Annotated in this window: 13 protein-coding genes; 8 read left to right on the plus strand and 5 right to left on the minus strand. The window is 60.4% G+C overall.

Annotated elements, in window-relative coordinates:
• Nucleotides 1-19 precede the first annotated feature (19 nt).
• From der to CFU_RS09950, 8 genes are all read left to right on the plus strand, one after another.
• Nucleotides 20-1,363, plus strand: coding sequence for a ribosome biogenesis GTPase Der (gene der, locus CFU_RS09915; RefSeq protein ID WP_014005905.1), 1,344 nt, complete (start codon nt 20-22; stop codon nt 1,361-1,363).
• Nucleotides 1,364-1,503: 140 nt separating this feature from the next.
• Entirely contained in the window at nt 1,504-1,740 is a 237-nt protein-coding gene (gene hfq, locus CFU_RS09920) for an RNA chaperone Hfq (RefSeq protein WP_014005906.1), read from the plus strand.
• Nucleotides 1,741-1,782: 42 nt separating this feature from the next.
• Nucleotides 1,783-2,904 carry a GTPase HflX gene (hflX, locus tag CFU_RS09925; RefSeq protein ID WP_014005907.1) on the plus strand — a complete coding sequence of 374 codons (1,122 nt, stop codon included), beginning with the start codon at nt 1,783-1,785 and terminating at the stop codon, nt 2,902-2,904.
• 88 nt (nt 2,905-2,992) lie between these two features.
• Nucleotides 2,993-4,291: an FtsH protease activity modulator HflK gene (gene hflK / locus CFU_RS09930; protein WP_041741671.1), complete on the plus strand. Its 1,299-nt coding sequence runs from the start codon at nt 2,993-2,995 to the stop codon at nt 4,289-4,291.
• Nucleotides 4,291-5,187, plus strand: a complete 897-nt coding sequence (gene hflC / locus CFU_RS09935) for a protease modulator HflC (protein ID WP_014005909.1) — start codon at nt 4,291-4,293, stop codon at nt 5,185-5,187. The genes hflK and hflC overlap by 1 nt, the downstream gene beginning before the upstream one ends.
• A gap of 164 nt (nt 5,188-5,351) precedes the next feature.
• Nucleotides 5,352-6,500, plus strand: coding sequence for an ATP phosphoribosyltransferase regulatory subunit (locus CFU_RS09940; protein ID WP_014005910.1), 1,149 nt, complete (start codon nt 5,352-5,354; stop codon nt 6,498-6,500).
• A 3-nt stretch (nt 6,501-6,503) separates the two neighbouring features.
• Nucleotides 6,504-7,817 (plus strand): adenylosuccinate synthase, encoded by a 1,314-nt coding sequence (locus tag CFU_RS09945; protein WP_014005911.1) that lies wholly within the window; start codon nt 6,504-6,506, stop codon nt 7,815-7,817.
• A 7-nt stretch (nt 7,818-7,824) separates the two neighbouring features.
• Entirely contained in the window at nt 7,825-8,361 is a 537-nt protein-coding gene (locus tag CFU_RS09950) for a phosphoribosyltransferase (RefSeq protein WP_014005912.1), read from the plus strand.
• 49 nt (nt 8,362-8,410) lie between these two features.
• Here CFU_RS09950 and CFU_RS09955 read toward each other — a convergent pair whose 3' ends face one another.
• The 5 genes from CFU_RS09955 to CFU_RS09975 form a co-directional block, all read right to left on the minus strand.
• Complete coding sequence (locus CFU_RS09955; protein ID WP_014005913.1) at nt 8,411-9,625, minus strand: Gfo/Idh/MocA family protein; 1,215 nt, start codon at nt 9,623-9,625, stop codon at nt 8,411-8,413.
• Nucleotides 9,626-9,627: 2 nt separating this feature from the next.
• Entirely contained in the window at nt 9,628-10,680 is a 1,053-nt protein-coding gene (locus CFU_RS09960; RefSeq protein WP_014005914.1) for a sugar phosphate isomerase/epimerase family protein, read from the minus strand.
• 54 nt (nt 10,681-10,734) lie between these two features.
• Nucleotides 10,735-11,712: a substrate-binding domain-containing protein gene (locus tag CFU_RS09965; RefSeq protein ID WP_050808538.1), complete on the minus strand. Its 978-nt coding sequence runs from the start codon at nt 11,710-11,712 to the stop codon at nt 10,735-10,737.
• A 95-nt stretch (nt 11,713-11,807) separates the two neighbouring features.
• Complete coding sequence (locus CFU_RS09970; protein WP_014005916.1) at nt 11,808-12,812, minus strand: ABC transporter permease; 1,005 nt, start codon at nt 12,810-12,812, stop codon at nt 11,808-11,810.
• Nucleotides 12,793-14,280 (minus strand): sugar ABC transporter ATP-binding protein, encoded by a 1,488-nt coding sequence (locus CFU_RS09975; RefSeq protein ID WP_014005917.1) that lies wholly within the window; start codon nt 14,278-14,280, stop codon nt 12,793-12,795. The genes CFU_RS09970 and CFU_RS09975 overlap by 20 nt, the downstream gene beginning before the upstream one ends.
• Between the last annotated feature and the right edge of the window lies 1 nt (nt 14,281).

Raw genomic sequence — 14,281 nt, forward strand, 5'->3', positions numbered from 1 at the left:
ACTGAGTGAAAACAACTTAATGAAGCCAGTAATTGCACTTGTAGGACGTCCCAATGTCGGCAAATCGACCTTGTTTAATCGCCTGACGCGTTCACGCGATGCCTTGGTCGCCGATTTGCCCGGCTTGACTCGCGATCGCCATTACGGCGAAGGGCGGGTCGGCGAACGCCCGTTCCTGGTGATCGATACTGGCGGTTTCGAGCCGGTTGCCAAAGACGGCATCATGCACGAAATGGCGAAGCAGACCAAGCAGGCGGTGGCGGAAGCCGATATCGTGATCTTCATTGTCGACGGCCGCCAGGGCCTGACGCCGCACGACAAGACCATCACCGATTTCCTGCGCAAATCCGGCCGCTCCGTGATGCTGGTGGTGAACAAATCCGAAGGCATGAAGTACACCTCGGTCACCGCCGAATTCTACGAGCTCGGCATGGGCGATCCCTACGTCATTTCGGCCGCCCATGGCGACGGCGTGACTGACCTGGTGGAAGAGTCGCTCGACCTGGCTTTCTCCCAGCGGCCGTCGGAAGAGCCGGAGCCGGAAGACAAGGAGCGCGGCATCAAGATCGCCATCGTCGGCCGTCCGAATGTCGGCAAGTCGACCCTGGTCAATACCTTGCTGGGCGAAGAGCGCGTGATCGCGTTCGACATGCCGGGCACCACGCGCGACTCGATCGAGATTCCGTTCGAACGCGACGGCAAGAAATACACCTTGATCGACACCGCCGGCATCCGCCGCCGCGGCAAGGTTTTCGAGGCTATCGAAAAGTTTTCCGTGGTCAAGACTTTGCAGTCGATCTCGGAAGCCAACGTGGTTTTGCTGCTGCTCGACGCGCAGCAGGATATTTCTGAACAGGATGCCCACATCGCCGGCTTCGTGCTGGAGACCGGGCGTGCGCTGGTGGTCGGCGTCAACAAATGGGATGGCCTGACCAGCGACCGCCGCGACGAAATCAAGATGGACATGGATCGCAAGCTGAACTTCCTGTCATTTGCGAAATTCCATTTTATTTCAGCGCTGAAATCGACCGGCATTACGCCGTTGATGAAATCGATAGATTCTGCGTACGCAGCGGCCATGTCCAACCTGACTACGCCAAAGCTCACGCGTGCCCTGATCGAAGCGGTAGAGCACCAGCAGCCGCGGCGCAAGGGTTCGATCCGTCCGAAGCTGCGTTACGCCCACCAGGGCGGCATGAATCCGCCTATCGTCGTGATCCACGGCAACGCCCTGGAATCGATCGAAGACAACTATAAACGTTATCTCGAAAAACATTTCAGAGAAACTTTTTCGCTGGTTGGGACTCCATTACGCATCGAGTTCAGATCCAGTCGGAATCCATACGCTCGCCAGGAAAAATAATTTTTTAAAAACACTTTTTTCTGAGCAGTAAATCCGAAAATCGTTTACATTCGTAAAACACCCACCGAGTCATTCGCCGAGTTTATGCTCGATTTTAATTTGCATCTGACTTCTAATCACAACAACACAGTGGAGTAGCCATGAGTAATAAAGGGCAATTGTTACAAGACCCGTTTTTGAACGCCTTGCGTAAAGAGCATGTTCCGGTGTCTATCTATCTGGTCAACGGCATCAAGCTTCAAGGCCATATCGAATCCTTCGATCAATACGTCGTTTTACTGCGTAATACCGTTACCCAAATGGTATACAAACACACCATCTCAACCGTAGTTCCTGCACGCGCTGTCAATCTGAATCTTGAATCTGAAGCAGAATAACTATTCACTGTCGGCGAGGGCCGCAGCTACACGAATGTACCCATGCGCGCAGCGCTAGTCGGAGTGGACTTCGGCAAAGGCGACTTTGCCGCAAGTCTGGAAGAACTGTCTTTGCTGGCCAAGTCTGCCGGCGCGGTGCCTCTCGTCACCATCACCGGCAAGCGCAGCAGTCCCGACGCCGCCTTGTTTGTCGGTTCAGGCAAAGCACAGGAAATAGCCGACGCGGTATTTGACGATGAACTTGAAATAGTCATTTTCAACCACGCCTTGTCGCCAGCCCAGCAGCGCAATCTCGAACGTGTACTGAAAGTAAGAGTGCTGGATCGCACCAGCCTCATACTCGACATCTTTGCCCAAAGAGCCAAAAGCCATGAAGGTAAAGTGCAGGTAGAGCTTGCGCAGCTGCAACATCTGGCGACACGGCTGATCCGCGGCTGGACTCACTTGGAACGGCAAAAAGGCGGTATCGGCTTACGCGGACCAGGTGAAACCCAGCTGGAAACCGACCGCCGTTTGCTCGGCGACCGGGTCAAGGCCTTGCGCGCCAGGCTCGACAAGCTGCACCGGCAACATGCAACGCAACGGCGCGCACGCGGGCGCAGTGCCACTATCTCGATTTCGCTGGTGGGTTACACCAATGCCGGCAAATCGACCTTGTTCAACGCGCTGGCGAAAGCCGGCGTGTATGCGGCGGATCAGCTGTTCGCCACGCTGGACACCACATCCAGGCGGGTTTACCTGGGCGAGGCGGGCAGTGTGGTGATTTCCGATACGGTCGGCTTCATCCGTGAGTTGCCGCATCAACTGGTGGCCGCATTCCGGGCGACGCTGGAGGAAACCATCCATGCCGATCTGTTGCTGCATGTGGTGGATGCTGCAAGTCCGGCGCGCATGGAGCAGATCGAGCAGGTGAACCTGGTGCTGAAAGAAATCGGCGCCGACCATATTCCGCAGATTCTGGTGTGGAACAAGATTGACGCAGCGGAACTGGAGCCGGCGGTCGAACGTGATGAGTATGATAAAATTCAGCGAGTTTTTGTGAGCGCGCAAAAAGGGCTGGGCCTGGATTTATTAAGGCAGGCCATCGCCGAATTCGTGACCGGCAACCCGCCGGCAGCGGCATATTCGGCGCCGGCCGCGGAAAATACGCAGCAGCAGGTGTAAAGCCATTGTTAAGCCGTTGTTTCAAAAGTAAGCGCCTCTAACGAGCATTCCAACCTATTTGTTTTATTTACTTAAAGATAACGATCGAATGCTTGGTACCTTATTCAAAAAACTTGGTGTGAAATTTTCGTTGAACGACCCGCAATGGGGCCGGAATTCGCAAAATGACAACAAGCAAAACAATGACGGCAAAAAGCCGAATAACGGCGGCCCGCCTGACTTGGACAAGCTGTGGCAGGACTTCAACCAGCGCCTGGCGCGCCTGCTGGGCAATAAAAACGGCGGTGGCGGCGATTCCAGCGGCGGCGGCTTCAATCCGGGCAGCGCCGGGATGGGAATCGGCGTCGGCGCGATTGCCGCCGTGGTGGCCTTGCTGTGGCTGGCCAGCGGTTTCTTTACCGTGCAGGAAGGCCAGACCGGTGTTGTCATGACATTCGGCAAGTACAGCCATTCGACCACCCCAGGTTTCAACTGGCGCTGGCCTTACCCGATCCAGAGCCATGAAATCGTCAATGTTTCCCAGGTGCGTACGGTCGAGGTCGGCTATCGCGCCAACGCCAAGAACAAGCAGCCCAAAGAAGCCCTGATGCTGACCGATGACGAAAACATCATCGACATTCAGTTCGCCGTCCAGTACACGCTGAAGAGCGCATCGGACTGGGTTTTCAACGTCCGCGATCCGGAGGAAACCGTGCGTCAGGTGGCGGAAACCTCGATTCGCGAAGTGGTCGGCAGGAACAAGATGGATTTCGTGCTGTACGAAGGCCGTGAAAAAGTGGCGCTCGACACCAGCCAGCTGATGCAGCAGATCCTGGACCGCTATAAGGTCGGCGTGCAGATCACGAATGTCACGATGCAGGGCGTACAGCCGCCGGAGCAGGTGCAGGCAGCGTTCGACGACGCGGTTAAAGCAGGCCAGGACCGCGAGCGCCAGAAAAACGAAGGCCAGGCTTACGCCAACGACGTGATTCCAAAGGCGCGCGGCGCGGCTTCGCGCCTGCTGCAGGAAGCGGAAGCGTACAGCGCCCGCGTCACCGCCAATGCCGAGGGCGATGCCTCGCGCTTCAAGCAAGTGCTGACCGAGTACCAGAAAGCGCCGGGCGTGACGCGCGACCGGATGTACCTGGATACCATGCAACAGATTTTTGCGAACACGACAAAAGTAATGGTTGATGCTAAAAGCGGGAGTAATTTATTGTATTTGCCACTGGATAAGCTGATTTCGCAGTCGGTGGCCAGCGCCGTGCCGGGCGCGGCGGCAGGCAGCGCCGGGACCAGCGCATCGTCGTCGACGATGAAGGATGGCGCCAGCACGGTCGAAACGCGGCCGCAGCCGGACGACCGTTCGCGCGACAGTCGCGACTCGCGTGATCGGGAGGGCAGATAATGAATCGCCTTATCTCCCTGCTGATATTCGTATTCGCCGCGCTGTGGCTGCTGTTTTCGACCATCTTCGTGGTCGACCAGCGCCAGTACGCGATCCTGTTCGCCTTCGGCGAAGTGAAACAGGTGATCAACCAGCCTGGCTTGCATTTCAAGCTGCCGCCGCCGTTCCAGAACGTGCTGTTCCTCGACAAGCGCATCCTCACCATCGATCCGCCGGATACCGACCGTTTCATCACGGCGGAAAAGATGAACATCCTGATCGACGCCTTTGTGAAATGGCGGATTACCGATCCGAAACTGTATTTCGTCAGTTTCGGCGGCGATGAAAAACGCGCCCAGGACCGCATGTCGCAAATCGTCAAGGCGGCCTTGAACGATGAAATCACCAAGCGCACGGTGCGCGAAGTGATCTCCGGCCAGCGCGGCAAGGTGATGGATTCGATCCGCAGCAAAGTAGCGGAAGAGTCGAAGCAGATCGGCGTCGACATCATCGATGTGCGCCTTAAGCGGGTTGACTATGTCGACCAGATCAATGCGTCGGTGTACGACCGCATGAAGTCCGAGCGCCTGCGGGTTGCCAATGAATTGCGTTCCACCGGTTCCGCGGATTCGGAAAAGATCCGCGCCGATGCCGACAAGCAGCGTACCGTGATCCTGGCGGAAGCTTATCGCGATGCGGAAAAGATGCGCGGCGAGGGCGATGCCAAGGCTTCGCAGATTTACGCCCAGGCATTCGGCCAGAATCCGGAATTCTACAAGTTCTACCGTAGCCTTGAAGCTTACCGCGCCAGCTTCAAGACCCGCCAGGATCTGATGGTGATTGATCCGAACTCGGAATTCTTTAAATATTTCCGTAGTCCGGCCGGCGGCGGGGCGGCAGCGCCTGCAAAAAAATAGGCCTTTTGCCGAGGGGCTGGATTATCCGGGAATGGCGCCCTCGCTAGCGGCGCCATTCCTTATTTTCGACGGCCGTAAATGGCCATTGTCGTATTGATAACCGAGTCCCGGCATTTAGCCGCATTGATCCACAAAAGTAATTTTCCCTAGATTCATTTTTTCCTATGCCGAATTGGCTTCTCCCTGAAAACATCGCCGACGTCTTGCCGTCCGAAGCGCGCAAGATCGAAGACCTGCGTCGCCTGATACTGGACAATTTCCGGCTGTACGGCTACGAGCTGGTCATGCCGCCCATGCTGGAATACCTGGAATCGCTGCTGGCCGGCGCCGGCCAGGATACCGACCTGCGCACCTTCAAGCTGGTCGACCAGCTGTCCGGCCGCACCCTCGGCATCCGCGCCGACATGACCACTCAGGTAGCGCGCATCGACGCCCATCTGCTGAACCGCGAGTCGGTCACCCGCCTGTGTTACGTCGGCAGCGTCCTGCATACCCGCCAGATCGGCTTGCACGCCACCCGCGAGCCGTTGCAGATCGGCGCAGAGATCTATGGACACCTGGGGCTGGAAGCCGATGCCGAGATCCAGGAACTGGCGCTGGCCACCCTGGCCCTGGCCGGGATCAGCCAGGTACGCCTGGATTTGTGCCATGTTGGCATTTTGCGCACGATTATCGGCGGCGACGATGCCGCCAAGCTGGATGAAACCGAGCTAGTGGCCTTGCTGGAAGCCAAGGACGTGCCTGGCTTGCGCACCATCAGCGTCGATTACAAGGCAGAGACCCGGGCCGCCTTGCTGGCCTTGCCGGGCCTGTACGGCGACGCCGGTGTCTTGCAGCAGGCGCGGCAGCTGCTGCCGGCGCTGCCGGCCATCGCCAAGGCCCTGGACGAACTGGAAACTTTGGCGGAAGCGGCCGGGAAAGATTGCGTTACCGTCGATTTAGCCGATTTACGCGGGTATCATTACGAAAGCGGGCTGATTTTCGCCGCTTACGTGCCCGGCCTGCCGAATGCGATACTGCGCGGCGGCCGTTACGACGTCGGCGCGGCATTCGGCCGTTCGCGTCCGGCCACTGGTTTTTCGATGGATTTGCGAGAACTGGCAAGACTGATTCCGGTAGCAACCCGCAAGCGCGCGATCCATGCGCCTTGGGGAATTGAAGCAGGTTTGAAGGAAAAGATCGTTGAATTGCGCAAGGCTGGGGAAGTTGTGATCCAGAGTCTGCCCGGCCATGAAAACGATCAAGACGAGTTCGATTGCGACCGCGCGGTTGTACTCGAAAATGGAAACTGGATTATCAAAAATTTGGACTAAGTGATGTTACAGAAAAGCACCGCAAAAAACGTCGTTGTGATTGGCACCCAATGGGGCGACGAAGGAAAAGGCAAGATCGTTGACTGGCTGACCGACCACGCACAGGCAGTCGTGCGTTTTCAGGGCGGCCATAACGCTGGCCATACATTGGTCATCGGCGGCCACAAGACGGCATTGCAGCTGATCCCGTCCGGCATCATGCGCCCCGGCGTCGCCTGCTACATCGGTAACGGCGTGGTGCTGTCGGTGCCCGACCTGCTGCGCGAGATCGACAAACTGCAGGTGGCCGGAGTGGAAGTCGCCTCGCGCCTGAAGATCTCCGAAGCCTGCCCGATCATCCTGCCTTACCACACCGCACTCGACGCGGCGCGTGAAGCAGCGCGCGGCGACGCCAAGATCGGCACCACCGGCAAGGGCATCGGCCCGGCCTACGAAGACAAGGTTGCGCGCCGCGCGATCCGTGTCGCCGACCTGCTCAACGAAAAGCGTTTTGCGGAAAAGCTGGCAGCCAACCTGGAATACCACAACTTTGTCCTGACCAATTACCTGAAGGCGCCGGCTGTCGATTATCAAAAGACGCTGGACGACGCCCTGGCCACCGTACCGCGCCTGCGGCCGATGGTGGCCGATGTGTCGAGCGACCTGTACGCAGCCTACAACAACGGCGCCAGCCTGCTGTTCGAAGGCGCACAGGGCAGCCTGCTGGACGTCGATCACGGCACTTATCCGTTCGTCACCTCGAGCAACTGCGTGGCCGGCAACGCCGCCGCCGGCAGCGGCGTCGGTCCTAACATGCTGCATTACATCCTGGGCATCACCAAGGCTTACACCACGCGTGTCGGCTCCGGTCCGTTCCCGTCGGAACTGCCGACCGACCAGGGCGTCGGCAAGCACCTGGCCAGCGTCGGCCACGAGTTCGGCACGGTGACCGGCCGCGCCCGCCGCTGCGGCTGGTTCGATGCCGCGCTGCTGAAGCGTTCGGTGCAGATCAACGGCGTCTCCGGCATGTGCCTGACCAAGCTGGATGTGCTGGACGGCCTGGAAACGCTGAAGCTGTGCACCGGCTACACGCTCAACGGCAAGACTGTCGACATCTTCCCGGTCGGCGCCGAAGACGCTGCGCTGTGCCAGCCGATCTACGAAGAAATGCCGGGCTGGAGCGAATCCACGGTCGGCGCCAAATCGATGGATGCCTTGCCCGCCGCCGCCCGTGCTTACATCAAGCGTATCGAAGAACTGGTAGGCGTGCCTATCGATATGGTGTCGACCGGTCCAGACCGCGAAGAAACCATCGTTTTGCGCCATCCATTTAAATAAAAGCAATATGAACAAATCAGATGATAAAGACCTGTGGGTCTCGTGGGATGAATATCACCGCATAATTGAAAAACTGGTATTGAACGTGCACGCCTCCGGCTGGCAGTTTGACCAGGTGTTGTGCCTGGCGCGCGGCGGCTTGCGCCCGGGCGACGTGTTTTCGCGCATTTTCGACGTGCCGCTGGCGATCCTGTCGACCAGTTCTTACCGCGAAGATGCGGGCACGGTGCGCAGCGAACTCGACATCGGCAAGCACATCACCATGAGCCGCGGCGCCTTGTCGGGCCGGGTGCTGGTGGTGGACGACCTGGTCGATTCGGGCGTGACGCTGGACAAGGTCCTGCATCACCTGAAGGAAAACTACGCGCCGGTGACCGAAGTGAAATCCGCAGTGATCTGGTGGAAGGCATGTTCTTCGCTGAAACCGGATTTTTACGTCGATTACCTGCCGACCAATCCGTGGATCCACCAGCCTTTCGAAGAATACGACAGCCTGCGTCCGCACCAGCTGGAAGCATGGAGCAAAAAGGGCGTATCGCGATAAGCGAAGTTGCCCGCGCAAAAAGCCTCGCTGCCGAAACAGCGAGGTTTTTTTACGCCTGTTGTCCCAGGCTGACCCAGCTGGCATCCTGCGCATGGCTGCGCAGCACGGCCTCGATGAATTCCATGCCTTGCACGCCGTCCTTGACCGTGGTCAGGAAGCGGCTATGGTCCGGGATCGGCCGGCCGTCGTTGCGCGCCGAGATCTGCTGGGCAGCATCGACATAGAGCTGGGCAAACGCTTCCAGGTAGCCTTCCGGATGGCCGGCCGGGACCCGGGTAGCATGCGCCGCTGCCTGGCCCTGCACGCGGCCGCGCGTCAGGCATTGCGCCTGGCCGCCTTGCGGCGTGAACCACAGCTGGTTCGGGTTCTCCTGGTCGAACCCCAGGCTGGCCTTGCTGCCGTATAGCCGCAGCCGCAGCGCGTTCTCGCAGCCGGTGGCGACCTGGCTGGCCCACAGCGTGCCGCGGGCGCCGTTGGCGTAGCGCAGCATCACTTGCACATGGTCGTCGACCAGGCGTCCCGGCACGAAGGTATGCAGTTCGGCCAGCAGCTGGGTCGGCGTCGCGCCGCTGACGTATTGCGCCAGCTGATAGGCATGGCTGCCGACATCGCCCAGGGTGCCCGCCGGGCCGTTGCGCGCCGGATCGGAGCGCCAGCCGAGCGCCGCCGGATCTTGGGTGCCGTCGTCGGCAGCGGCTGAGGCGGCGGGTATCTCGTCGGCCAGCCAGTCCTGCGAATACTCTACTTGCAGCAAGCGCAATTCACCCAGCGCGCCGGATTCAACCAGCTCCTTGGCATGGCGCACCATCGGATAACCGGTGTAGGTATGGGTGAGGGCGAACACCAGGTTCTTGCGTTGCGCCAGGGCCGCCAGCGCTTGCGCCTCTTGCAGCGAAACGGCGAGCGGCTTGTCGCAGATGACATGGATGCCGGCTTCCAGGAAAGCAGTGGCGACCGGCGCGTGCAGGTAGTTGGGGGTGACGATAGCCACTACGTCGATGCCGTCCGGGCGGGCCGCTTCGCGTCGCGCCATGTCTTGATAATCGGAGTAGCTGCGGCTGCGGTCCAGGCGTATCGCGGCGGCGCTCGATGCCGCTCGCAGCGGATTGCCGGACAGCGCTCCCGCCACCAGTTCGTAGTGGTCGTCGAGCCGTGCAGCCATGCGGTGCACGGCGCCGATGAAAGCGCCGTCGCCGCCGCCCACCATGCCCAGCCGCAAACGCCGTGGCAGCCTGGTTTCCTGTTTGCCGTGATTGATGCCCATGTCTAGTCCAATCCCAATATTTGTGCAATCTGCGCCGTTTGCACCTGGCCGCCGGCAAAGTCGTCGAAGGCGCGTTCGCTGACGCGGATGATGTGGCGGCGGATGAATTCCGCGCCCTCGGCGGCGCCGTCTTCCGGGTGTTTTAGCGCGCATTCCCATTCCAGCACGGCCCAGCCGGGGAAGTCGTACTGCGCCATCTTGGAAAAGATGGCTTTGAAATCGATCTGGCCGTCGCCCAGCGAGCGGAAGCGTCCGGCCCGCTCCTGCCAGTCGGAAAAGCCGCCGTAGACGCCTTGCCGGCCGTTAGGGCGGAACTCGGCGTCCTTGACGTGGAAGGCTTTGATGCGGCGGTGGTAGATGTCGATGAACGCCAGGTAATCCAGCTGCTGCAGCAGGAAATGGCTGGGGTCGTACAAGATGTTGGCGCGCGGATGGTGGTCGACCGCTTCCAGGAAGCGCTCTAAAGTGACGCCGTCATGCAGGTCTTCGCCCGGATGCAGCTCATAACAAAGATCGACGCCGGCGTCGTCAAAAGCGTCGAGCACGGGACGCCAGCGCCGCGCCAGTTCGGCGAACGCGGTTTCCACCAGTCCGGCCGGACGCTGTGGCCAGGGATACAGGTAGGGCCAGGCCAGCGCCCCGGAAAAAGTGACGTGCGCGCGCAGGCCCAAGCGGCGCGAGGCGATGGCTGCGCAATGCAGCTGGTCTTCGGCCCAGGCAGTGCGTGCAGCCGTATTGCCGCGCAGCGCCGGCGGCGCAAAGCCGTCGAACAGCACGTCGTAGGCTGGATGCACCGCCAGCAGCTGGCCTTGCAGGTGGGTCGACAGTTCGCTGACCTGCAGGCCGTAGCCGGCCAGCATGCCGGCGATGTCGTCGCAATAGGTCTGGCTTTGCGCCGCCAGTTCAAGATCGAACAGACGCGCATCGGTGGGCAGCTGCAGCGCCTTGTAGCCGAGCGCGGAAGCCCACCTGGCCAGGTTTTCCAGGGTGTCGAATGGCGCTTTGTCGCCCATGTACTGGGCCAGAAACAGGGCCGGACCTAGTATCGTTTTCACGGTGCAATCCTTTCGTGCAAAGCAACCGCGCCGCCGCAGCGGCGCGGTCTCGCATTAAAACGGCGAATCGGGGAAATAGAACTGCTTGGCGTTCTGGTTGGTGATCAGGACCGATGGGATGATGGTGGTCGCCGGCAGTTTCTCGCCCTTGAGGCGGGCTTCGGCAGTCATCTTGATGGCGTCGTAGATGAATTTCGGCGAATACGATACGTCGGCCCTGATCATCTTGTCGCCGTCGATGATTTTCTTGACGGCTCCCTTGGCGCCGGCGCCGCCGAAAATCTCCTTGATGTCGCTGCGCTTGGCCTGGTCGATGGCTTTCTGCACGCCGACCGCCATATCGTCATCGGCCGCCCACACCGCATCGATCTGGCGGAAGCGCGTCAGGTAGTCCTGCATCACCTTGAAGGCGTCGTCGCGATTCCAGTTGCCGTATTTGGCGTCGAGGATCTTGATGTCTGGATGACTTTTCATGACGGCGCTGAAAGCATCGAAACGTTCGTTATCGAGGGTGGTCGGAATGCCGCGCAGCACCACGATGTTGCCCTTGCCGTTGAGCTGCTTAGCCAGGTACTCGGCCGGCAGCTTGCCGAAGGCGGTATTGTCGCCGGCGACATAGGCGTCCTGGGCGGCGGTGTTGGTCAGCCCGCGGTCAACCACCGTGACATACACGCCCTTGCTCTTGACCTGCGTCACCGGCTGGGTAAGCGCAGCCGATTCCAGCGGGAAGATCACCAGCGCATTGATCTTGTTGACGGTCAGCATGTCTTGCAGCTGGTTGGCTTGTTCCGATGCGGCGGCCGATGTCTTGACGATGATTTTCAGGTCAGGATGGGATTTTTCCAGTTCTTTCTTGGCTTCATTGGCCCACCACACGATGCCCGCGGTGAAACTGTGGGTAGCGGTAGGAATGGCGACGCCCAGCGTCACCTTTTCGGCGGCGTGGACGGGCAGGGCGGTACTGAACGCATATGCAGCCAGGGCGGCAGCCGGCAACAAGCCGCGGCTAAAAATACGATGGATCGAATGCATGGTATCTCCTCCAGTTGGTGGTGCCGCTATCGGCATCCGGTTTTGAAACTACAAACGACAAACAACACACAGCACGACGCCGCCGGCAACAACCCTTAATGCCGGCCGCGCTGGAAATAAGCGACTGCGATGATGACCACGCCTTGTACTGCCGCATTCAGGTACACGCTGATGATGCTGGTCAGGTTCAGGATGTTGCTGATCACGGACAGCAGGATCGCGCCTACCACGGTGCCGACGATGCGGCCGGAACCGCCCTTGAGCGCGGTGCCGCCCACCACCACGGCGGCTATAGCTTCCAGCTCCCACAGCAGGCCGGTGGTGGGCGAGGCCGAACCCAGGCGCGGCACGTACAGCACGGTGGCGATGCCGACGCACACGCCGAGCAGCATGTAGGTGCAGGTCTTGACGAAGTCGACCCGGATGGCGGCGTAGCGGGCCACCTGTTCATTCGAGCCGATCGCCTGCACGTGGCGGCCGAAAGCGGTGCGGTTCAGGATCAGCGCGCCGCCCAGCGCCACCGCCAGGAACACCCAGATCGGAATCGGGATGCCCAGCAGGTTGGTGTAATAGACCGGGCTGTACAGGTCGGACAGCTGGTTGTCCAGCGTCAGCGCGCCGCCGTCCGCCAGGTAGGTCAGCACCGAGCGGAAGATGCCCAGGGTCCCCAGCGTGACGATGAATGCTTCGATCTTGCCTTTGGTGATCAGCAAGCCGTGCAGCAGGCCGAAGACCAGACCCAGCAGCAGCGCCATCGCGATGCCGGTCACGACGATGGTCAGCGGCCCGAGCGTGCCTGCGCTCATCAGCATGTTCATGAAATAAATCATGCTGCCGGCAATCAGTGCCGCCATCGATCCGACCGACAGGTCGATGCCGCCTGAAATGATCACAAACGTCATGCCGACCGCAATGATGCCGATGAAAGCGGTGCGGGTCAGCACGTTCATCAGGTTGTCGACGGTGGCGAAATCGCCGTTGAGCAAGGTGCCGGCGATGCACAGGCCGGCCAGCCCGAGCACCGGGCCCAGGCCCTTCAGGTGATTGAGGTACTGGAAAAACCGGGCGGATGCGCGGGAATCAACGGGTGCCGGTAGCATGGGAAATCAACTCCTCTTCGGTCAGCTGGTTGCTGGCCAGCGTGGTTTGCAGGACGCCCGCACGCATGACGGCGACGCGATGGCACAGGCCGATCAGTTCGATCAGTTCGGATGAGATGACGATCACCGCCCGGCCTTCGGCGGCCAGGCGCTGGATCAGGAAATAGATGTCGCGCTTGGCGCCGACGTCGACGCCGCGGGTCGGTTCGTCGAGGATGACCACGCGCGGATCGGCATGCAGGTATTTGGCCAGCGCCAGCTTTTGCTGGTTGCCGCCGGACAGCATGCGCGCTTTCACCTGCGGATTGCCGGCGCGGATGTTGAAATCCTGGATGGCGCGGGCCAGCGCCTGTTTTTCCGCCTGCAGGTCGAGCAGCGGATGGCTGTAACGCTCCAGCGTCATCAGGGTCAGGTTTTCGCGCAAGCCGAGGTCGACGTGCAAGCCTTTGCCCTTGCGGTCTTCGCTCAGGTAAGTCAGGCCGTGCTGCATGGCTTGCCTTGGACTGCGCAGGTCGAGCTGCTGGCCGCCGATGGCGATGCGGCCGCCGCTGCGCGGACGCAGGCCGATCAGCGCTTCCATGGCTTCGGTGCGGCCGGCGCCGACCAGTCCGGCAAAACCCAGGATTTCACCGGCGCGCACTTCAAAACCGAGGTCCGGGATCCAGCCCGGCACCGCCAGGTTTTCTACCTTGAGCAGGACTGGCGCATCGGCTGCCGGCATCAGCTTGGGCGGGAACATGTCCGACACGTCGCGTCCCACCATCAGGTTCGCCATCTGGTGGCGGTCCAGGCTGGCGGTAGGTTCGCGCGCGATGAAACGGCCGTCGCGCATGATGATGACTTCATCCGTATGGTTCTCGATTTCATCCAGCTTGTGCGAGATGTAAATGATGGTGACGCCTTGCTGCTTGAGCTGCGCCATCAAGGCAAACAGCCTTTGCGTCTCGCTCGATGTCAGGGTCGCGCTGGGCTCGTCCATGATCAGCAGGCGCGCCTTGCGCGACAAGGCCTTGGCGATTTCCACCAGCTGCTTTTCGGCGACGATCAGGGCGCTGACCTTGGTGTCCGGACTCAGGTCGAGGCCGACCTGGGCCAGGCATGCCGCCGCTTCGCTGCGCATGGCGGCGTCGTCCAGCAGCCAGCCCTTGCGTTTTTCATGGCCGAGGAAAATGTTCTGGGCGATGGTCAGGTGCTCGGCCAGGTTGAATTCCTGGTGGATCAGCACAATGCCGCAAGCCTCGGCCTGGCGCGAACCGGTGAAATGGCGGCTCTCGCCGTCAATTGTCAGCTCGCCTTCGGTGATGCTTTCATAACCGGCCAGTATTTTCATCAGGGTCGATTTGCCGGCGCCGTTTTCGCCCAGCAAACCGTAGACCCGGCCCAGCTCAAGGTCGAAGCTGACGCCGTGCAGCACACGCACCGCGCCAAAATCCTTGCGGATATTCTCGAAGCGGACAGCGACGCTCATC

Source organism: Collimonas fungivorans Ter331 (assembly GCF_000221045.1).
Taxonomy (GTDB): domain Bacteria; phylum Pseudomonadota; class Gammaproteobacteria; order Burkholderiales; family Burkholderiaceae_D; genus Collimonas; species Collimonas fungivorans_A.

What these genes read in the sequence shown, in the direction of transcription:
- der (WP_014005905.1), top strand. Translation starts at nt 20, where the DNA reads ATGAAGCCAGTAATTGCACTTGTAGGACGTCCCAATGTCGGCAAATCG.
- hfq (WP_014005906.1), top strand. Translation starts at nt 1,504, where the DNA reads ATGAGTAATAAAGGGCAATTGTTACAAGACCCGTTTTTGAACGCCTTG.
- hflX (WP_014005907.1), top strand. Translation starts at nt 1,783, where the DNA reads ATGCGCGCAGCGCTAGTCGGAGTGGACTTCGGCAAAGGCGACTTTGCC.
- hflK (WP_041741671.1), top strand. Translation starts at nt 2,993, where the DNA reads ATGCTTGGTACCTTATTCAAAAAACTTGGTGTGAAATTTTCGTTGAAC.
- hflC (WP_014005909.1), top strand. Translation starts at nt 4,291, where the DNA reads ATGAATCGCCTTATCTCCCTGCTGATATTCGTATTCGCCGCGCTGTGG.
- CFU_RS09940 (WP_014005910.1), top strand. Translation starts at nt 5,352, where the DNA reads ATGCCGAATTGGCTTCTCCCTGAAAACATCGCCGACGTCTTGCCGTCC.
- CFU_RS09945 (WP_014005911.1), top strand. Translation starts at nt 6,504, where the DNA reads ATGTTACAGAAAAGCACCGCAAAAAACGTCGTTGTGATTGGCACCCAA.
- CFU_RS09950 (WP_014005912.1), top strand. Translation starts at nt 7,825, where the DNA reads ATGAACAAATCAGATGATAAAGACCTGTGGGTCTCGTGGGATGAATAT.
- CFU_RS09955 (WP_014005913.1), bottom strand. Translation starts at nt 9,625, where the DNA reads ATGGGCATCAATCACGGCAAACAGGAAACCAGGCTGCCACGGCGTTTG.
- CFU_RS09965 (WP_050808538.1), bottom strand. Translation starts at nt 11,712, where the DNA reads ATGCATTCGATCCATCGTATTTTTAGCCGCGGCTTGTTGCCGGCTGCC.
- CFU_RS09970 (WP_014005916.1), bottom strand. Translation starts at nt 12,812, where the DNA reads ATGCTACCGGCACCCGTTGATTCCCGCGCATCCGCCCGGTTTTTCCAG.
- CFU_RS09975 (WP_014005917.1), bottom strand. Translation starts at nt 14,280, where the DNA reads ATGAGCGTCGCTGTCCGCTTCGAGAATATCCGCAAGGATTTTGGCGCG.